We start from the raw sequence: 18154 nt of genomic DNA, 5'->3' as shown, positions 1-18154 counted from the left end.
AGGGGACAACTTATAAGCAAACTTAGTAATAGTATGGGAGCCGAAGCCGCCGGCTGGCGGTCCCTGCCGGCGTTTGGCGGGCGGGTCATCACCAGTCCCGGTACCAACCAATGCGGCTAGGGGCAGAAGATGGACATCGAGGCGGTTGAGCCGGAGCAACGGAAGTTGCTCAAGAAGGCACTGGACGACGCCCGGCTAAGCGTGGCCGAGGTATGGATGAAGTACTTCAGCATCGGCGGAGCGGCCGGCGAATACGAGGTTGACGCCTACATCAACGGTTCACTCTCCCTGCCTCCGCTCCAGCGGGACATCCTTGCCCACGCCGCTAACGAGCTCATCGACCAACTTCCGGCCCGGCCGCGTGCCCCCTACAGCGCCGATGTGAGCCGGCGCCGGGCAGCGGACAGCCGTGAAGACGGCAGGGACCGTGAAACCGGCACTGCCCGCCAACCCCGTCGGAACACCGGCGAACACTAGCCCTTGCCGGCCCCGGCAACCGGGGGCAAGGGTCTCGATAGGATGAAGCATGGACACCAACGAATCCCAGCCCACTATCGCCCAGCTGCGCGCACGCCAGACCGAGCTGGTCCTCGCCCTGGCCAGCGAGTCCCGTTCCGACCGGCTGCAGCAGTACAGCGACGAACTTGAGTACCTCGTCAAGCACATCAGCGAGCGGGAAAAGGCCGAGGCAGCGGGCGCCGGTTCGGCCTCTTCCCCCGCCGGAAACCCGATGCCCCAGACAGACGGAGTGGAACAGCGCGAAGACGGCGTGGTGATCGAACCGGGCTCACAGATGGACGCCGACGTCCACCGGGACGCCCGCTAAGCCTCTTAGTCTTCCCAGAACCGCCGCACAGTGTCTGCCAGCTCCTTGGCCTGCCGCCGGCCCGCCGCCACGGAGGGCCGGCGGGTGGAATCCAGCAGCATGTTGGCACCGAAAGCCTGCAGGGCCTGCGCGTCGGCTTCGATCAGCAACGGCGTGCCGCCCTTCCCGATGGCGTTCAATGCCTGCGGCAGGGTGGGGCCCAAGGGGCTCTGCGGGGCCTCGAGGCCGCACGACACCACCAGCACCTTGCCGTAGCCGGCGGCGACGTCGGCATTGGTCGCCGAGCGCATGCCGCCGTCCATGTAGGCCCGTCCGTTGATGTGCACCGGCGGCCACACCGTGGGGACGGTGCAGCTGGCCGTGACCGCCAGGCCAAGATCCACACCGGACTCCCGGTTGAACACCGTGAAGCTGCCGTCCTCGGCGTCCACCGCCGTGACCCCCAGCGCCTTCTCGGGCCACGCCGGGAAAGGCACCAGCGACCGGATGCTGTTCACCCAGGCGTCCTCGGTCAGCTGCGTCTCCGCTTTGAGGGCCAGCTGCCCCAGCCGCGCCCGGGCGGCCTTCTCCCCGCCGCCGCCGAAACCGGCCGCACCCATCACGTTCATGAACCGCTCGCCGTCGAACGTGTCCGGTTCCTGATAATCCGGAGAACCCGCGCCGTCCTCGGCGCTCTCCTGGGCCAGCGCCGCAGCCGGGACCTGACCGAAGCGAAGCGCCGTTCCCACCACCGATCCCGCCGAGGTGCCGACCACCAGGTCCGCCTCGTTCAAGTCAATGCCCTGGTCCAGCAGTTCCGCCAGCAAGCCGATCTCCCAGGCGATCCCGGCCACACCGCCGCCGCCCAACACCACTGCACGTGTATCCACCACGTTGAAACCTCCTGGCTTGCGCCGTCGAAGTACCCATCCATGTCCCCGCAGTGTAAGCCCGGGAACTCTCCGGTTACCGGACCGCGCCGGATCCGGGCTTGAATGGGTGCATGGCATTAAGAGTTCTGATGGTGGGCCGCAAGCACGAGGACTGGGTGGTTGACGGGATCCGCCGGTACGAAAAGCGGCTCAAGAAACCCTTCGACCTGACCTGGGTGCCCATTCCGCATTCGGCCAGGGAAGGCGACGCCGCCCGGAAGGAAGAGTCCGAGCGCCTGCTGGCAAAGGTCGGATCCGACTACGTGATCCTGCTGGACGAGCGGGGCAAGGCCATCACGTCGCCGGCGCTGGCCCAGACCTTGCAGAGGCCGCTGGATTCCTCGCGCAACGTCACCCTGATCATCGGCGGGGCCTACGGCGTGGACCAGAGCGTCCACGACCGCGCCGATTTTGTCTGGTCCCTCTCCCCCCTGGTGTTCCCCCACCAGCTGGTCCGGCTGATCCTCGCGGAGCAGGTCTACCGGGCCCAGGAGATTGCCGGCGGGCGCCCCTACCACCACGATTAATCCGCAAATACGACGGCGGCCTGCCCGGCATTGTGCCTGCCGTCGGCCCACCGGCGGCACGGTAAAGTAGGAGCAGTTTTTCAGCAGACCGGCAGGGTCCATGCCGCGCCGGCGGGACGGGAAAGGGAAGCATGCCACAGCGCAACGACCCTTTCCGCCTGCTCCGCTCCGCCGTCGCCACCACCGTCGTTTTCGCGCTGGCGGCCGGGGCACATGTGGCCGGCGGCGGAGTCCTGCCCGAACCGATCCTCCTCGCCGCCCTGGCGGCGTTCACCCTGGCCGGCGTCAGCATCACTGCAGGCCGCCGGTTCCGTGCAGGCCGCCTCGTCCTGGTCCTCGGCGCCGCCCAGCTGGTCCTCCACGGAGCCTTCCGCGTCCTGTCCTCCGGCGTCGAGTGCCTGCCCGGCACCGCCACGCATCACGGCACCGCGGTTCTCTGCCCGGAGGCGGCCGGGCCGCCCGGCTCCCAGGGTGCCCTTCCCGGCCTGCACACACTGCAGCACGACTCCGGCCTGGCACTGTTGCTCGCGCACCTGGCCGCCGTGCTGCTCTCCGCACTGGCACTGGCCCGCGGCGAGGACGCCCTGCATGCCACGGCCGGCTGGCTGCGGCCGCTGTTCACGCCCGCTGCCCCGATTCCGTTTCGGACTCCGCGGCCTGCGGTGATTTCGGGGCCGGCTGCGGGAACCCCGCGCGCCCGGTACTGCTCCGCCCGCCCGCTGCGGGGACCGCCGTCGTACGCATTGGCCTAACTCCTTTATGTCCCCGGCCGCTCCGCGGTCCCCCCGGCGCATTCACGGCGCCATCGAAAGGCTTTTTCCATGCGTACTTCCTCCTCGCTCCTCCTTGCCGCCGGCGGCACCGCCGGGCTGATGGCGCTCGGCCTCGGCCCTGCCGCGGCCCACGTCCACGTCACCCCCGACACCACCGCGGCCGGTGAATCCGCCCTGCTGACCTTCGACCTCTCGCACGGCTGCGAGGGTTCCCCCACCACCGCTTTGACGTTCACCCTTCCCGACGAGCTGGCGGACGCCACCCCCACGGCCCATGCCGGCTGGGAGATCAAGAAAGTCACCGAGAAGCTTGCCGAGCCGCTGACCCTGCCCAACGGCTCGCAGGTCAGCTCCCGGACCAGCCAGATTGTCTACACGGCCAAGGAACCGCTCCCCGACGGCGTGCGGGACACCATCACCCTCGGCGTCGAGCTGCCCGACACCGAGGACACCACCCTCGCCTTCCCGGTGCTGCAACGCTGCGAGACAGGTGAGACGGACTGGTCCCAGATTGCGTCCGACGGCCAGTCCGCCCATGACCTGGACTCCCCCGCGCCTGCCATCACTGTCACTGACGCGGACGACGACGATGATCACGGCGACCACGATTCCACACCGGAACGCGCTTCGGCAGAGGACCGGGACGACGACGCCGAGGCCGAGGCCGCCGAAGTTGCCGGTTACGTTGGGCTGGGGGCCGGCCTGCTCGGCCTTGCCGCCGGTGTCACTGCGCTGATCCGCACGCGTAGCCGCACCCGGGGCTAACCACTCCGTTCCGGCGACTTTCGCAGCGATGCCCGTCCCAGCTCCGAGCGCGGACGGGCATCGCCGTTATCGGGCTTTGCGCTTCAGGCCTTCATCTATGCCGCGGAGGTCCAGCACAAACCGGTAGCGGACATCGTTCCGCGCCAGCCTCTCCAAGCCAAGGTTCGCCTCCTTCCACGGAAGAACCTCAACATCGGCCACGATGCCGTGGCGGGCACAGAAGTCCAATAACTCACGCGTGTGCCGGTGTCCGCCGCTGCCCGCGGAAGCCAGCCGCTTCCGCCCGACCAGTAGGTCTGTGGTGGCCAAGGTGAATGAGCCGAGATAGCCGAGGGAGTACAGGATGCCATCGAGGTCCAGTACCCCCAGGTACGGAGCCAGGTCATGCTCAACAGCCACCGTATCCAGGACAACGTCGAGAGTGCCCCGGCTCTCCTGCATGCCCGGCGCATCGGTCGAAACTATTACCTGCCCGGCACCCAGGGCCCGGGCATCTGCCGCCTTGGCGGGGGTGGTGGTGAAGACCGTGACCTCCGCCCCGAGTGCCCGGCCCAGCCGCACGGCGAGGTGCCCGAGGCCGCCCAGTCCGACGACACCGAGTCTGGTGCCCGGCCCGACGCCGGCCGCCCGAAGCGGCTCCCACACGGTCACCCCGGCGCACATCAGCGGTGCGGCACCGGCTGGGTCGAGTCCATCGGGCAGGGCATAAACGAAGTTCTCCCGAGCCACGTACCGCCCGGCGTACCCGCCCGCGGTCAAGCTCCCGTCCACGCGGTCCTTCCCGCCGTACGTCAAAGTCGGAAACTCCTCGCAGAAGTTCTCCTGCCCGGCCCGGCACATCCTGCAGACCCCGCAGGAATCAACGATATTACCTACTGCCACCGTGTCCCCCGGCGCGAACCGCGTCACGGCGGGACCAACCGACACAACTTCCCCGATGAACTCGTGTCCCGGCACCAGCGGAAAGGTGCCTCCGGCACCCGTGTGCAGGGTGTGAAGGTCTGTATGGCAAACCCCGCAGAAAGCGATCCGAATATCCACATCATCGTCGCGCAACGGACGCCGCCGGATCACTGCGGTCTCCAGAGGACCGTCGGGAGTTAAGGACTGAAGGGCTATGGTTTCCATGAGATGGAGACTACCTACTAGTTGGTAGTAAAGATATAGTCCTTCTATGCCCAATGCCGAGGAAACCCGCCGCCGCATCCTTGATGCCGCCACCAAGGAATTTGCTGCGCGGGGTATTGCCGGTGCCAGAGTGGACCGGATCGCCGCCGCATCGGGGGCCAGCAAGCCCATGCTGTATGCCTATTTCGGTTCCAAGGAGCAACTGTTCGAAGCGGTGTTCACTTCGCACGTGATAGCAAACAGCAACCGGGTTCCCTTCACTGCGCGCGACCTTGCCGGCTATGCCGTGCGCTTGTATGACGACTACGTCGCGGATCCGGCGCTCGTGAGGCTCATTGCCTGGAAACGCCTCGAACGTGAATCCGCGGGGTACCTCTACACCGGGCTGCAGGAAAATGACGCGGCGCACCTGCGCGACATCGAGCAACAGCAGCAGGCGGGGGAAATCCGTTCGGATATCGATGCGGAGAATGTCTGGTCGCTCCTGATTTCACTGGCATCCACTTGGGCACAGACCTCAATCACCGCCGTCGCCGGCGGCGGGGATCCCGGCCCCCTCCATCAGACGCGCCGGACAGCGCTGGCCGCCGTGGTGAAATCCGGCCTGTGCGTTCCGTAATTGCCGGCGCGGACCGCACCGATCCGTAACGGTTTCGCGACGATCCGCCGCACTGGGCGGGGCGGATTGACGCAAAACCGTGCGGCGGGAACAGTGAGAGCATGATCACCCCGGCAGCTGCCTCTCCCGTCAAAAAGTCCTCCCCGTCCCGCACAGCACTGGCCCTGGCGGCCTTGTTGGCTCTGTTCGGTTCGGTCCTTGCCGGCTGCGGCTCCGGCGACGACGGCGAGGGCACCACGTCGGCGTCCCCGTCGCCCAGCGCGAGTACATCCGCCCCCTCCCCCTCCCCCTCTGCGGAGCCCTCGACGGATCCTGCTCCGGCTTCGTCGCCTGCAGCCACGGGCGGCGCGGCTGCAGGCCCCACGCCGTGCACCGCCGACATGCTGGCCGGTGCCGTGGAGGATGTTCCCGGCGGTGCCGGAGCCGACGGCATTTCCCGTGTCCTGGTGCTGACCAACATCTCCGCAGACGGCACCTGCACGGTGGCCGGTTACCCCGGAGTGTCCTACCTGGATGCCGCCGGAGCGCAGGTGGGCGCACCCGCCGCCCGGACCGGGGGTGCCGAAGCAGTTCCCGTCACGCTGGCCCCGGGCCAGGCAGCGGCAGCGGAACTCCGGGAAACCGTGGCCCAGAAATACGGGGACTGCCAGGTCCATGAAACGGCGTCCCTGCTGGTCTATCCGCCGGAGGACACCGCTTCGCTGGCCGTCGACTACCCCTCCACAGGATGCGTCAACAGGGACATCGCACTCCTGCAGGTAGGAATCCTTCAGGCACGCTGATTTTCGGCCCGTAGCCGAACCCCGGCGGCAGCGGGAAAAGTGTCACCGGGGTGGGGAAGAATAGTGCCATGACATCGGCGTCTTCGGTGCTGGGCAGATTCACCCCCGCGACCCGGGAATGGTTCGAGGGTGCCTTCGCTGCGCCCACCCCCGCCCAGGTGGGAGCATGGGACGCCGTCTCCGAGGGGGCCAATGCCCTGGTCGTGGCGCCCACCGGGTCGGGCAAGACCCTCGCCGCGTTCCTCTGGGCACTGGACAGCTTTATTGCCTCGGCAGCCAACGCCGCTCCCGCCCCGCTGCCAGCCCCCGAACTGCCGGTGGCGGACCTGCCGGCGCCCGGATCGACAACGTCCGGCCGCAAGCGCGCCCGTGAACCGAAGCGCAAGACCAAGGTCCTGTACATCTCCCCGCTCAAGGCCCTGGGCGTGGACGTGGAACGCAACCTCCGCTCGCCGCTGATCGGCATCACCCAGACCGCTAAGCGGCTGGGCCTGCCTGCGCCCTCCATCACCGTGGGCGTCCGGTCCGGGGACACCCCGCAGAATGAACGGCGGGCCCTGCTGACGCGTCCGCCGGACATCCTCATCACCACCCCCGAATCCCTGTTCCTCATGCTGACCTCGCAGGCCCGGGACACCCTCTCCGAGGTGGAAACCGTGATTGTGGACGAGGTCCACGCGGTGGCCGGAACCAAGCGGGGGGCCCATCTGGCCGTAACGCTGGCCCGGCTGGACGCCATGCTGGACAAACCCGTGCAGCGGATCGGCCTCTCCGCCACTGTGGAGCCGCACGAGACGGTGGCCCGCTTCCTCGGCGGCAACGCGCCGGTGCGCATTGTTGCGCCCCAGTCGCGGAAGAACTGGAACCTCACCGTCACCGTCCCGGTGGAGGACATGTCGGATCTGGGCAATGTTCCCTCGGTGGAGGACACGGCGGAGGGCGGCTATGCCCCGCAGGCCAGCATCTGGCCGCATGTGGAGGAGAAGATTGTCGACCTCATCGAGGCCAACCGTTCCACCATCGTGTTCGCCAATTCGCGCCGGCTCGCCGAACGCATCACTGCCCGACTGAATGAGATCCATGCCTTCCGGCTGCAGGCTGCGGAGGCGGCCACCGGAACGGACGGGATCTCCCAGCCGGTGTCGCCGGCGCGGCCGCCGGCACAGGTCATGGCGCAGGCCGGGGTGTCCGTGCTGAAGCGCGAGGATCTGGCCGTCGAGGACGACAACCCCGTTTTGGCGCGGGCACACCACGGATCCGTCTCCCGGGACCAGCGGGCCCTGATCGAGGACGACCTGAAATCCGGGCGGCTGCGCTGCGTGGTGGCCACCAGTTCCCTGGAACTGGGCATCGATATGGGTGCGGTTGACCTGGTGGTGCAGGTCGAATCCCCGCCGTCGGTGGCCAGCGGCCTGCAGCGGGTGGGCCGGGCCGGGCACCAGGTCGGCGAGATCTCGCAGGGCGTGATGTTCCCCAAGCACCGCGGAGACCTGCTCAATTCCACTGTGGTGGCCGAACGGATGCTGGCCGGGCAGATCGAGCCGCTGGCCATCCCGGCCAACCCGCTGGACATCCTCGCGCAGCAGACCGTGGCCGCCGCAGCGCTGGGAACCATCGACGTGGAGGAATGGTTCGACGTCGTCCGCCGGTCCGCACCGTTCGCGGGCCTGCCGCGTTCCGCGTTCGACGCCACCCTGGACCTGCTCTCCGGACGTTACCCCTCGGACGAATTCGCCGAACTGCGCCCCCGGATTGTCTGGGACCGCACCGAGGGCACCATTACCGGCCGGCCCGGAGCGCAGCGCCTGGCCGTCACCTCCGGCGGCACCATCCCGGACCGCGGCCTGTTCGGCGTCTACCTGGTGGGCGATTCCGAGGGCAAGAACAGCCGCCGGGTCGGCGAACTCGATGAGGAAATGGTCTACGAATCCCGGGTCGGCGACATCTTCGCCCTGGGTGCCACGAGTTGGCGGATCGAGGACATCACCCATGACCGGGTGCTCGTTTCCCCGGCCTTCGGCCAGCCAGGAAAGCTGCCGTTCTGGCGGGGCGATTCCCTCGGCCGGCCCGTGGAGCTGGGCCGCGCCCTGGGCGCCTTCGTCCGCGAGATGGCCGGCTCCGATGACGCCGCAGCCCGGGAACGCCTGGCCGCCGTCGGCCTCGACGAGTGGGCGGCAGGGAACCTGATCACCTATCTTCGCGAGCAGCAGCTGGCCACGGATGTGGTGCCCAACGATCGCTCGCTGGTGGTGGAACGTTTCCATGACGAACTCGGCGACTGGCGGGTGGTCCTGCACAGCCCCTACGGCATGCCGGTCCATGCACCCTGGGCACTGGCCGTCGGGGCACGGCTGCACGCCCGGTACGGGCTGGACGGTTCTGCGATGGCCTCCGATGACGGGATTGTGCTGCGGGTGCCGCTGATGGAAGACGAACCGCCCGGAGCCGAACTGTTCCTCTTCGACCCCGAGGAACTCGACTCCATCGTCACCGCCGAGGTGGGCGGCTCGGCGCTGTTCGCCTCCCGGTTCCGGGAGTGCGCGGCGCGTGCGCTGCTGCTGCCGCGGCAGAACCCCTCCAAGCGCACCCCGCTCTGGCAGCAGCGGCAGCGCTCGTCCCAGCTGCTGGATGTCGCCAAGAAGTACCCCACGTTCCCGATTTTGCTCGAAACGGTGCGGGAATGCCTGCAGGATGTCTACGATCTGCCGGCTTTGAAAGACATTGCCTCCGGCATTGAGCGGCGCGAGATCCGCTTGGTGGAGACCACCACTCCCTCGCCGTCGCCCTTCGCCCGGTCCATGCTCTTCGGCTATGTGGGCGCGTTCCTGTACGAGGGCGATTCCCCGCTGGCCGAACGCAAAGCCGCGGCCCTCTCGCTGGATCCCACGCTGCTCAATGAGCTGCTGGGCCGGGCTGAACTGCGCGAACTGTTGGACGCCCGGATCATCGCCCGGATCGAAAGCGAACTGCAGCGCTTGGCCCCGGACCGCCATGCCCGCGGGTTGGAGGGCGTGGCGGACCTGCTGCGGCTGCTCGGCCCGCTGTCCGTTGCGGAGGTTGCCGCCCGCCTGCAGCCGGTGGAACTTGCCGCCGACGGGTCCGGGACCGCTGTGGACCCGGCTCCGGCCACTGCTACCGACGCCGACGCCGAGGAGCTGCTCGAGCAGCTGGTCCGCGCCAACCGCGCCCTGAAAATCGGAATGGCCGGCAGTACCCGGTACGCCGCCATCGAAGACGCCGCCCGGCTCCGCGATGCGCTCGGCGTGCCGTTGCCGATGGGCGTTCCGCTGGCCTTTATCGAACCCGTCGCGGATCCGCTCGGAGACCTGGTGGGCAGGTACGCCCGCACCCACGGGCCTTTCACCGCCGCCGAAGCCGCCGCGCGGCTGGGCCTCGGCGTCGCCGTCGTCACCGGCACCCTGCAGCGCCTGGCCGGTGAGGGGCGGGTCGCTGAGGGTGAATTCCGTCCCGCCGAAACGCTGCTCCCGGACGCAGCCGTGGACGCCGGTTCCGCTGAACCGGCCGCCCTCGGCATCCCGAACTCCCCCGGCGGCACCGAATGGTGCGACGTCGAGGTGCTGCGCCGGCTGCGGCGCAGCTCGCTCGCGGCCCTGCGTTCCGAGGTGGAACCGGTGGATCCGGCCACTTACGGAAGGTTCCTGCCGGCCTGGCAGAATGTGGGCTCCTCGCTGCGCGGGCTCGACGGCGTGGCCACCGTGATCGACCAGCTGTCCGGTGTGCCGATTCCGGCGTCGGCCTGGGAACCGCTGATCCTGGGCTCCCGGGTCCGCGACTACGCCCCGGCCATGCTGGACGAGCTGACCGCCACGGGTGAGGTGGTGTGGTCCGGCAGCGGTTCGCTGCCCGGTAATGACGGATGGATTGCCCTGCATCTGGCGGAAAACGCGCCGCTGACACTCAATCCTTCTCCCGATTTCGAACCCGGCGGCCTACACCTGCGGCTGCTGGAACTGCTGGGCAACGGCGGCGCCTATTTCTTCCGCCAGCTCAGCGACGGCCTGGCGGCGGACGGAATCGCGGAAACCGATGCGAACGTCATTTCCGCGCTCTGGGAACTGGTCTGGGCCGGCCGGATCAGCAATGACACGTTCACCCCGGTGCGGTCGCTGCTCTCCGGCGGGAAGACGGCACATAAACAGCGGGCTGCGACCCCGCGTGCCCGCACCGCACGGATGGGACGTCTCGGCCGGGCGCCCGGTGCGTCATTGACCGGCAATTCCCTGCGCCTGGCAGCCGGCGGCGCGACGGCCCCCGCGCTGCGTAACGCGCCGCCCCTGGTCGCCGGTCGGTGGAGCCTGCTCCCCGAGGTGGAAACCGACACCACCCTGCACGCCCACGCCACGGCCGAGCTGATGCTGGACCGCTACGGCGTGGTCACCCGCGGTTCCGTGGCCAGCGAAGGTACGCCGGGCGGCTTCGCCCTGCTGTACCGGGTGCTGGCCCGACTGGAGGAGATGGGCAGGTGCCGGCGCGGCTACTTCATTGAGCAGCTCGGTGCAGCCCAGTTTGCGGTGCCCGCCACGGTGGACCGGCTGCGGTCCTTCTCCGAAGACGCACAGTTGAAGCAGCCCGAACCGTCCGCCGTCGCGCTGGCCGCCACCGATCCGGCCAACCCCTACGGCGCTGCCCTGCCCTGGCCCACGCTGGAGGGCGGACACCGGCCCGGCCGCAAGGCCGGAGCTCTGGTGGTCCTGGTCGACGGCGAGCTGGCCCTGTACGCCGAACGCGGCGGCAAGACGCTGCTGACCTTCACCGAGGAACCTGCTGCACTGGAACTCTCAGCCGCCGCGCTGGTGCGGATCATCCGGCGGGGCGCGGCAGAGAAGATGGCCATCGAAAAGGTCAACGGCACGGATATCCTCGATACGGAGGCTGCCCGTGCATTGACCGCCGCAGGTTTCTACACCACACCGAAGGGGCTCCGGTACCGTGTCTGAGTTGCTGGCCCCAGGGCGATCCGGGAGGAACAGTGCCTGAGGGCGATACCATCTGGCGGGCGGCGAGGGACCTCAACGCCGTCCTGGCCGGTCAAAAGCTCACCCGGTGCGACATCCGGGTGCCGAAGTTCGCCACCACCGATTTCACCGGCTCCGCGGTGCAGGACGTCGTCTCCCGCGGCAAGCACCTGCTGATCCGCGGCGGCGACCCGGTGGACGGCTGGATCCTGCATTCCCACCTGAAAATGGAGGGCCTCTGGCATGTCTATGCCCGGGGCGAGAAGTGGCGCCGGCCGGCGTTCAAGGCCCGCGCCGTCCTCGAAACAGACACCCACCAGATCGTCGGGTTCGATCTGGGGTTCCTCCGCGTCCTGGCGCGGAAAGATGAGGACGACGCCGTCGGCTATCTGGGGCCCGATCTGCTGGGCCCGGACTGGGACGCGGATGAGGCCCTGCGGCGGCTGCGCGCCGAACCGGACCGGCCTATCGGCCTGGCGTTGCTGGACCAGCGGATCATGGCCGGGATCGGCAACGTCTACCGGTGCGAACTGTGCTTCCTGGCCGGCGCCCATCCGCTGACGCCGGTCTCGGACGTGCCGGACCTGCCGCGGCTGGTGGACCTGTCCAAGCGGCTGCTCGAGGCCAACAAGTCCCGTTCCCGCCGGATCACCACCGGTGCCGTAGGCCGGGACCAGCTCTGGGTCTATCGCCGGGAACAGCGGGGCTGCCTGCGCTGCGGGACAAAGGTGGCGCATGAACTTCTCGGTGATAACGAGCTGGAACTGCGGGACCTGTACTACTGTCCGCACTGCCAGCCGCTGCGGTAGGACACTCCCCGCCAGCGCCATGGCAGAATGCTCCGCATGACCAGTGAACCCAGCTCCCCCGCAGGCGGATTGCAGCTGTCCGCGACAACCATCAGCTCCCCGGATCCCCGGGCACTCGCCGCTTTTTACGCGCAGCTCCTGGGGTGGGAGACGGGAACTTCGGAACCGGATTGGGTGGTGCTGCAGAATCCGTCCGGCGGTCCCGGGCTGTCCTTCCACATCGACGAGCACTATGTGCGCCCGGTGTGGCCCTCTACCGGGGGCAGCCAGCAGATGATGATGCACCTGGACATCGCGGTGGATGATCTGAGCCGAGCTTCCGCCCATGCCGCCGCATGCGGTGCCGTGGCCGCGGAGTATCAGCCGCAGGAGGACGTCCGGGTGTTCCTGGACCCGGACGGACATCCTTTCTGCCTGTTCGTGCACTGAGCGATACCGCTTCGCACGGCTGCCGGGCCGCCGGTCCGGGACCCCTTCACCTCAAGGTACGTCCAGCCCGCCGCACGGAATCGCTGATGCGGTGCAGCCGTTTCGAGTCCAGCTTCCAGGCCTGCCAGTAGAGCAGCACATCCTCATGGGCGCGCTCATCAAGCAGCACCAACGTCCCGTCCTCGAGGTCGTTGCCCAACTGCAGTTCCGGCAGCATGCCCCACCCGAGTCCGGCACGGACTGCCGCCAGGAAGGCTTCCGAGGACGGGATGGTGTGCCGGGGCGGACGCCCGCCAGCGCTGCGCGCGTCCAGGAACCGGTGCTGCAGGTCGTCCTTGGCATTGAACTGCACCACCGGCATGGCAGCCCAGTCGATTCCTCCCTCACGGGCGAAGCGCTCCCGCAGGCCGGGCGTCGCCACCGGGAGATACCGCATGGTGCCCAGCGCCTCGACCCGGCATCCGTTGACCGGCGCGGGGTCGGCAGTGATCGCCCCGATGACATCCCCCGAACGCAGCAGCCGGGCACTGTGGTCCTGGTCCTCGACATGCAGGTCCAGGGTACTGTCCGTCCACTCGGCTGCTTCGAAAAGGACCGGCACGAACCACGTGGCGAGGGAGTCCGCGTTAACGGCCAGCGGCGTCGTCGTCCGCGGCGACTCGCCCCCGGAAAGCGCGTGGCGGGCTTCCCCCTCCAACAGCTGCACCTGCCGGGCCATGCGCAGCAGGACCGCACCCGCCTCGGTCGGGCTGCACGGCGAACCACGGCGGACGACGACGTGGCCCACAGAGCTTTCCAGCGCCTTGATGCGCTGGCTCACGGCGGAAGGACTGATACGCAGCCGGTCCGCCGCCGCTTCGAACGTTTCCTCGTCGACGACGGCGGACAGTGCGCGCAGATGCTCGAAGTTCATGAAGCAAACCTAATGCACCGTTCAAGAGATTCGTTTGTCTGAACCAAGCCCGCTGGATACCGTCGGGGCATGTTAAGTATTTGGGCGACCGGCATGGTCACGGGCCTGGGACTGATTGTGGCCATCGGAGCGCAGAATGCCTTTGTCCTGCGGCAGGGGCTGCGGCGGGAACACATCGGTGTGGTGGTGGCCCTTTGCATCGTCAGCGACGCGCTGTTGATCTTCGGCGGCACCGCCGGGATCGGGGCACTGGTGTCCCGTTTCCCCGCGGCCCTGGAAATCCTGCGCTGGGGCGGCGCCGCCTATCTGGCCTGGTGGGGTATCCGCTCGCTGATCTCCGCGGTCAGGCCGTCGGCGCTGGAAGCACAGGCACCGCGCGCCAAGAGCACCGTCATCCTGACCACCCTCGCCCTGACGTTCCTGAACCCGCATGTCTATCTGGACACCGTGGTGCTGCTGGGCAGCCTGGCCAACCAGTACGGTACGGACCTCCGGTGGGTCTTCGCGGGCGGGGCCGCTGTGGGCAGCGTCCTCTGGTTTACCGCTCTGGGCTACGGTGCCCGTTCCCTGTCAGGACCGTTGAACCGCCCACGCACCTGGCAGATTGTGGACCTGCTGATCGGCGTCGTGATGCTGGTCCTCGCCGTGCGGCTGGTGCTGGGCTGACACTGTCGGGCCGTAACAATCACGGTGCCGGACTGGTGCCTGACACCGGGCATGGGAGCATTTCCTCCGTGACGACCGAAACATACCGCCTGATCAAGACAGCACCGCCCGTGGAGGCCTACCTTCGGCTGCGCGCTGAGTCCGGACTCAGTCCTAAGCGCACAGACCAGGCCGAAGCGGCCTTGCCCGGCAGCTGGGCTGCGGTCCATATCGTAGAGACGGCAACCGGCACTCCGGTCGCCATGGGCCGGGTAATCGGCGACGGCGGCTGGTACTTCCACATTGCGGATATGGCCGTCCTGCCGGAACACCAGCGACAGGGCCTGGGCGACCGGATACTCACCGAGCTGCTGGCACACATCCGCGCCGAAGCTCCGACCGGCGCCTGGGTCACCTTGATGGCAGACCCGCCGGGACGCCGCCTCTATAGCCGGCGCGGGTTCCGGGAAACGGCTCCGGATTCACTGGGTATGGCTCTGACACTGTAAACCCGATATCCCAGCGACAGTCCGAACACAGCATCCCACCGGGTGGTACTGCTGTTAGCTCCCGTTGTAACAGCAGCTAACAGGAGCAACAATCGTGGGACGGCGTGCGGGCAAACGGAAGCAAAGGGGGCACAGCACCCCGGGTCCGGTCTCACTAGGCCCGAGGCGCGTGGGGGTCCAGCTTTGCTAAGCCCGTGCCCCGTGCGTGGCGGTGACCCAGCGCAGCAGCGAGTACAGCAGCTGGGATGCACCGGGCATAAAGCCGGATCCGTGGTGATAGACCGGGTCCATCGTGGTCACCAGCAGGCGGGCCGGCTGGTTCACCTCATCCACGTACAGCAGCGAGCCGGACTCGGCCCCGTCCTCCTCCATCACCACCAGCGAACGGGCACCGGGGCGCGGATGCAGCAGTCCGTGGTGATGCCAGGACACGGACCGCGGCGTGAAGAACTCCCAGAGCGTATCCTCGGGCAGGCGCAGCCGGGTGCCGTTGTCCTCGCCTGTGCGCCACATCCAGAACACCGTGGGGCGGAAGGTGTAACCGACGCCGGGCAGCCACTGTTCCACCTTGTTCTCGCCCAGCACGATCACGGTCTTGTCTGGGTCCTGCAGCGCGTCAAGGATTGCCGGAACAAAGCGGGCAAGCTGGCCTTGGTGCAGCCGGTCGCTGACCAGCACCACATCCAGGTCCGCGAGTGCAGCCGGGTCGGCCTCCGGCAAATGCACGGATTCCAGCCGGTACGGTGCCAGAGCCGGATCGGCAAGAGTCCGCAGCGGCTGGAACGCTCCGCAGTGCAGCAGCCCGATCCGCGGGGCCTGTTCATCCCGGGGCGCCACCACAGCGGCGCGGGGCGCAACCGGGGCCGGGCTTCCGGCGGGTGCGGCGCTGTCCGTTACAAGGAACCCGGCACCCCGCCCACCTTGCAGCCATTGCACCAGGTTCGGTCCGAGCACACCGGTGCTGTACCGGTCATCGCTGAAGCTTTCCAGGTCATTGCCGCCGTGGACCAGCACTTCCCCGGCGCCGAGCCGGTAGCTGTAGTCCAGCGGTAGCCGGTACTGCCCGATTCCGGTCACCACGGCTGCCCCCTCGGGCAGGTCCAAGTGGTAGCCGCGGCCATAGAAACCGGCGACGCCAATCTCTTCCAACCGTTCGTAGCTGTGCGTTCCGGGCACTCCGGTCCGGTAGTGCAGGTCCCGGTAATCAATGCCCGCCCATACCGGGTGCGGCGAGACGGCATGGGGACGGACGTCCTGCGCGCCGCGGAATTCGAGCTTCCGCCAGACCGCCAACCCGTCAATGAACGGCTTCACTACCTGCGCGTTTACCAGTACCCGGCCTCCGGCGCGGACATACTCAGTGAGTTCCTCCCGGTAGCGGCCCAGCAGCAGGTGGTCCACGCCGCCGCCGATCACCAGGCCGTTGGCTGAAAGGATCCGGGCGCGGGCAGCGTCGTCGTCGAGGTCATACGCATCGGCGTCCGAAATGCGGCCGCGCCAGGTGGTGTCGGTCTGGCCGCGCATCGGCGTGCCGCCGATCAATCGGATAATCACGGCTGTTCCTTTCCAAAGGAGATGTCCACGGGAGACGGTGCCGGAGCCCCCACCGCTCCGGGTACCGGGCATTCCCGGCAGGACGGTCCGAAATCCGGCACCGCGATCACGCGTTCGCCGGACACCGTACCCACGGTCGGCGTGCAGATGGGCAGCCCGTACACCTCGGAGAGTGCGGGACCGGTGAGCAGTTCCTCGGTGGGTCCCCAGCGCACGTCGTGGCTGCCGACAAAGAGCAGCGAGTTGCGGGACACATGCAGCGCGTGGTCGGGGTGGTGGGTGGTCATGATGACTCCCATTCCCTCGGCCGCCAGGCCGGTGAGCACGGCCAGCACGCGGGACTGGTTATTCAGGTCCAGTGCCGACGCCGGTTCGTCCAGGATCAGCAGGTCGCAGCCGGATGCCACGGCACGGGCAATCAGCACCAGCTGGCGCTGCCCGCCGGAGAGGGTAGAATAGTCGCGCCCGGCCCAGTCAGCCACTCCCACGCGAACCATGGCCGCGTCAGCGGCGTCGTGGTCCTCTCGGCGCGGCGTCTGGTAGGCGCGCAGGTGCCGGGTACGTCCCATCAGCACCATCTCGAAAACGGAAAAGGACGGGCCGGCGCCGTGGTCCTGCGGTACGTAACCGATGCCGGGGGCACTGTGGACCGTGCCCTCGCGCGGGGCGAGCAGCCCGGAGAGGCATTTGAGCAGCGTGGTTTTCCCGCGGGCGTTGGGGCCCAGGATGGATAGGATTTCTCCGCGTTCCAGGGAAAACCCGAGGTTCCGGAAGAGCCACGGGCGCAGCCGGGAATAGCGGAACCCGAGGTCGGTGGCCTGCATCAAGGGTGCGGAGCCGACGGCCGGGCTGCCCGCCATCCGGTCATGTGGAACCGGGCGGGGCCGGGATAGGACGGTCATGAGAGCTCGGCTTTCTTCTGCGAACGGGCCAGCAGCACCACGAAGACCGGAGCGCCGATGATGGCGGTGAGGATCCCCAGCGGCAGTTCGCTGCTGCTGATGGAGCGGCTGAGGGTGTCGATGAGCATCAGGTAGGTGCCGCCCAGCAGCAACGACGCCGGCAGCAGGATCCGGTGGTCCGGCCCCACCCAGAGCCGGGCGAGGTGCGGAACTACGAGTCCCACCCAACCGACGGCCCCGGCCACGGCCACGGTGCCGGCCGTCATCAGGGCAACGGCACACAAAAGCACCACCCGCGAACGCTGCGGATTGACGCCCAGTGCGGCGGCGTCGTCGTCCCCCAGGGACAGCACATTCAGGCGCCAGCGCAGGGCGAGGACTATCGCCGCGCCGATGGCCACCGGAACGAGTGCGGTGAGCACCTTGTCGTAGCTGGCCGCGGCGATGGACCCGAGCAGCCAGTGCACAATCGAGGGCAGTTCGGAATAGGGGTCGGCCAGGTAGGTCATGAAGGACACCAGCGCGTTGAAGAACGCCGCCACCACAATGCCGCCCAGGACGATCATCAGCATGGCGTTGTCCCGTCCGCCCAGCCGGCCGAGCAGCAGGACGCCGGCGAGTGCGGCCAGCCCGAAGCCGAAGGCGCCGCCGACCATCCAGCCGCCGGACAGGCCGAGGGTCAGCACCAGCACACCGCCAAAGGACGCCCCCGCAGTCACACCGATGATGTCCGGGCTGACCAGCGGGTTGCGGAACAAGGCCTGCAGGCAGGCACCGCCGAGCGAAAGCGCCCCGCCCACCAGGAAGGCCAGCAGCACGCGCGGAAGCCGTACATCCAGGACCACGGTGGCTTCCTGCTCGGTCCAGGTCCGGCGGACCATGCCTTCGCCGCCAAAGAGGGTGGTGATTTCGTTGAACAGGATGCGCAGGATTTCGTTCGGCGGCACCCAATACCGGCCGGCCGCCATCGAGACCAGGGCCACCGCGCACAGAATCAGGACACACAGCGGCAGGATCAGCCGGCGGCGCCGGGACGACGACGTCGGGGCATCAGCGTTGGAAGAAGCGGCGGACACTGTCCGCACC

General features: G+C 68.2%; 18 protein-coding genes. 12 read left to right on the top strand and 6 right to left on the bottom strand.

Annotated elements, in window-relative coordinates; translation table 11 throughout:
* Window positions 1–129: 129 nt before the first annotated feature.
* Together AC5RT8_RS15440 and AC5RT8_RS15435 are read left to right on the top strand one after the other, a co-directional pair.
* A complete protein-coding gene (locus AC5RT8_RS15440; protein WP_494096601.1) occupies window positions 130–477 on the top strand; it encodes a hypothetical protein in 348 nt (115 codons plus the stop codon).
* Between the two features lie 49 nt (window positions 478–526).
* Window positions 527–826 carry a hypothetical protein gene (locus AC5RT8_RS15435; RefSeq protein ID WP_494096600.1) on the top strand — a complete coding sequence of 100 codons (300 nt, stop codon included), beginning with the start codon at window positions 527–529 and terminating at the stop codon, window positions 824–826.
* A gap of 5 nt (window positions 827–831) precedes the next feature.
* Here the strand turns inward: AC5RT8_RS15435 and AC5RT8_RS15430 are convergent, their stop codons facing one another.
* Window positions 832–1695 carry a patatin-like phospholipase family protein gene (locus tag AC5RT8_RS15430; protein WP_494096599.1) on the bottom strand — a complete coding sequence of 288 codons (864 nt, stop codon included), beginning with the start codon at window positions 1693–1695 and terminating at the stop codon, window positions 832–834.
* Window positions 1696–1808: 113 nt separating this feature from the next.
* Between AC5RT8_RS15430 and AC5RT8_RS15425 the strand changes: the two genes are divergently transcribed.
* The 3 genes from AC5RT8_RS15425 to AC5RT8_RS15415 all read left to right on the top strand — a co-directional run bounded on the left by AC5RT8_RS15425 (window position 1809) and on the right by AC5RT8_RS15415 (window position 3802).
* Window positions 1809–2264, top strand: coding sequence for a 23S rRNA (pseudouridine(1915)-N(3))-methyltransferase RlmH (locus AC5RT8_RS15425; protein WP_494096598.1), 456 nt, complete (start codon window positions 1809–1811; stop codon window positions 2262–2264).
* Between the two features lie 131 nt (window positions 2265–2395).
* Entirely contained in the window at window positions 2396–3016 is a 621-nt protein-coding gene (locus AC5RT8_RS15420) for a hypothetical protein (RefSeq protein WP_494096597.1), read from the top strand.
* Window positions 3017–3085: 69 nt separating this feature from the next.
* A complete protein-coding gene (locus AC5RT8_RS15415) occupies window positions 3086–3802 on the top strand; it encodes a YcnI family copper-binding membrane protein (RefSeq protein WP_494096596.1) in 717 nt (238 codons plus the stop codon).
* Window positions 3803–3868: 66 nt separating this feature from the next.
* Here AC5RT8_RS15415 and AC5RT8_RS15410 read toward each other — a convergent pair whose 3' ends face one another.
* Entirely contained in the window at window positions 3869–4930 is a 1062-nt protein-coding gene (locus tag AC5RT8_RS15410; RefSeq protein ID WP_494096595.1) for an NAD(P)-dependent alcohol dehydrogenase, read from the bottom strand.
* Between the two features lie 46 nt (window positions 4931–4976).
* On the opposite strand from AC5RT8_RS15410, the gene AC5RT8_RS15405 reads away from it, so the two are divergent.
* The 5 genes from AC5RT8_RS15405 (at window position 4977) to AC5RT8_RS15385 (ending at window position 12545) form a co-directional block, all read left to right on the top strand.
* The gene (locus AC5RT8_RS15405; RefSeq protein ID WP_494096594.1) at window positions 4977–5549 is read left to right on the top strand and encodes a TetR/AcrR family transcriptional regulator; all 573 of its coding nucleotides are present in this window, start codon (window positions 4977–4979) and stop codon (window positions 5547–5549) included.
* 101 nt (window positions 5550–5650) lie between these two features.
* Window positions 5651–6331, top strand: a complete 681-nt coding sequence (locus AC5RT8_RS15400; RefSeq protein WP_494096593.1) for a DUF4232 domain-containing protein — start codon at window positions 5651–5653, stop codon at window positions 6329–6331.
* A 68-nt stretch (window positions 6332–6399) separates the two neighbouring features.
* Complete coding sequence (locus tag AC5RT8_RS15395; RefSeq protein WP_494096592.1) at window positions 6400–11289, top strand: ATP-dependent helicase; 4890 nt, start codon at window positions 6400–6402, stop codon at window positions 11287–11289.
* Window positions 11290–11321: 32 nt separating this feature from the next.
* Window positions 11322–12116: an Fpg/Nei family DNA glycosylase gene (locus AC5RT8_RS15390; RefSeq protein ID WP_494096591.1), complete on the top strand. Its 795-nt coding sequence runs from the start codon at window positions 11322–11324 to the stop codon at window positions 12114–12116.
* A 36-nt stretch (window positions 12117–12152) separates the two neighbouring features.
* Window positions 12153–12545 carry a VOC family protein gene (locus AC5RT8_RS15385; RefSeq protein ID WP_494096590.1) on the top strand — a complete coding sequence of 131 codons (393 nt, stop codon included), beginning with the start codon at window positions 12153–12155 and terminating at the stop codon, window positions 12543–12545.
* Between the two features lie 46 nt (window positions 12546–12591).
* On the opposite strand, the gene AC5RT8_RS15380 is transcribed toward AC5RT8_RS15385, so the two are convergent.
* The gene (locus AC5RT8_RS15380) at window positions 12592–13458 is read right to left on the bottom strand and encodes a LysR family transcriptional regulator ArgP (RefSeq protein ID WP_494096589.1); all 867 of its coding nucleotides are present in this window, start codon (window positions 13456–13458) and stop codon (window positions 12592–12594) included.
* 69 nt (window positions 13459–13527) lie between these two features.
* Between AC5RT8_RS15380 and AC5RT8_RS15375 the strand changes: the two genes are divergently transcribed.
* Entirely contained in the window at window positions 13528–14124 is a 597-nt protein-coding gene (locus AC5RT8_RS15375; protein WP_494096588.1) for a LysE/ArgO family amino acid transporter, read from the top strand.
* A 68-nt stretch (window positions 14125–14192) separates the two neighbouring features.
* Complete coding sequence (locus AC5RT8_RS15370; protein ID WP_494096587.1) at window positions 14193–14612, top strand: GNAT family N-acetyltransferase; 420 nt, start codon at window positions 14193–14195, stop codon at window positions 14610–14612.
* Between the two features lie 186 nt (window positions 14613–14798).
* On the opposite strand, the gene AC5RT8_RS15365 is transcribed toward AC5RT8_RS15370, so the two are convergent.
* From AC5RT8_RS15365 to AC5RT8_RS15355, 3 genes are read right to left on the bottom strand one after another with little or no spacing between them, the layout of a single operon-like run.
* Window positions 14799–16166 carry a hypothetical protein gene (locus tag AC5RT8_RS15365; RefSeq protein WP_494096586.1) on the bottom strand — a complete coding sequence of 456 codons (1368 nt, stop codon included), beginning with the start codon at window positions 16164–16166 and terminating at the stop codon, window positions 14799–14801.
* Window positions 16163–17068 carry an ABC transporter ATP-binding protein gene (locus AC5RT8_RS15360; protein WP_494096585.1) on the bottom strand — a complete coding sequence of 302 codons (906 nt, stop codon included), beginning with the start codon at window positions 17066–17068 and terminating at the stop codon, window positions 16163–16165. The genes AC5RT8_RS15365 and AC5RT8_RS15360 overlap by 4 nt, the downstream gene beginning before the upstream one ends.
* Complete coding sequence (locus AC5RT8_RS15355; protein ID WP_494096584.1) at window positions 17065–18144, bottom strand: FecCD family ABC transporter permease; 1080 nt, start codon at window positions 18142–18144, stop codon at window positions 17065–17067. Before AC5RT8_RS15355 ends, AC5RT8_RS15360 begins: the two co-directional genes overlap by 4 nt.
* Between the last annotated feature and the right edge of the window lie 10 nt (window positions 18145–18154).

Source organism: Arthrobacter sp. Ms25 (assembly GCF_059090365.1).
This window is presented reverse-complemented; position numbering and strand designations above follow the sequence as displayed.

Bases quoted from the DNA above. Each gene is read 5' to 3' on its own strand.
- AC5RT8_RS15440 (WP_494096601.1), top strand. From the start codon at position 130: ATGGACATCGAGGCGGTTGAGCCGGAGCAACGGAAGTTGCTCAAGAAG.
- AC5RT8_RS15435 (WP_494096600.1), top strand. From the start codon at position 527: ATGGACACCAACGAATCCCAGCCCACTATCGCCCAGCTGCGCGCACGC.
- AC5RT8_RS15425 (WP_494096598.1), top strand. From the start codon at position 1,809: ATGGCATTAAGAGTTCTGATGGTGGGCCGCAAGCACGAGGACTGGGTG.
- AC5RT8_RS15420 (WP_494096597.1), top strand. From the start codon at position 2,396: ATGCCACAGCGCAACGACCCTTTCCGCCTGCTCCGCTCCGCCGTCGCC.
- AC5RT8_RS15415 (WP_494096596.1), top strand. From the start codon at position 3,086: ATGCGTACTTCCTCCTCGCTCCTCCTTGCCGCCGGCGGCACCGCCGGG.
- AC5RT8_RS15410 (WP_494096595.1), bottom strand. From the start codon at position 4,930: ATGGAAACCATAGCCCTTCAGTCCTTAACTCCCGACGGTCCTCTGGAG.
- AC5RT8_RS15405 (WP_494096594.1), top strand. From the start codon at position 4,977: ATGCCCAATGCCGAGGAAACCCGCCGCCGCATCCTTGATGCCGCCACC.
- AC5RT8_RS15400 (WP_494096593.1), top strand. From the start codon at position 5,651: ATGATCACCCCGGCAGCTGCCTCTCCCGTCAAAAAGTCCTCCCCGTCC.
- AC5RT8_RS15395 (WP_494096592.1), top strand. From the start codon at position 6,400: ATGACATCGGCGTCTTCGGTGCTGGGCAGATTCACCCCCGCGACCCGG.
- AC5RT8_RS15385 (WP_494096590.1), top strand. From the start codon at position 12,153: ATGACCAGTGAACCCAGCTCCCCCGCAGGCGGATTGCAGCTGTCCGCG.
- AC5RT8_RS15380 (WP_494096589.1), bottom strand. From the start codon at position 13,458: ATGAACTTCGAGCATCTGCGCGCACTGTCCGCCGTCGTCGACGAGGAA.
- AC5RT8_RS15375 (WP_494096588.1), top strand. From the start codon at position 13,528: ATGTTAAGTATTTGGGCGACCGGCATGGTCACGGGCCTGGGACTGATT.
- AC5RT8_RS15360 (WP_494096585.1), bottom strand. From the start codon at position 17,068: ATGACCGTCCTATCCCGGCCCCGCCCGGTTCCACATGACCGGATGGCG.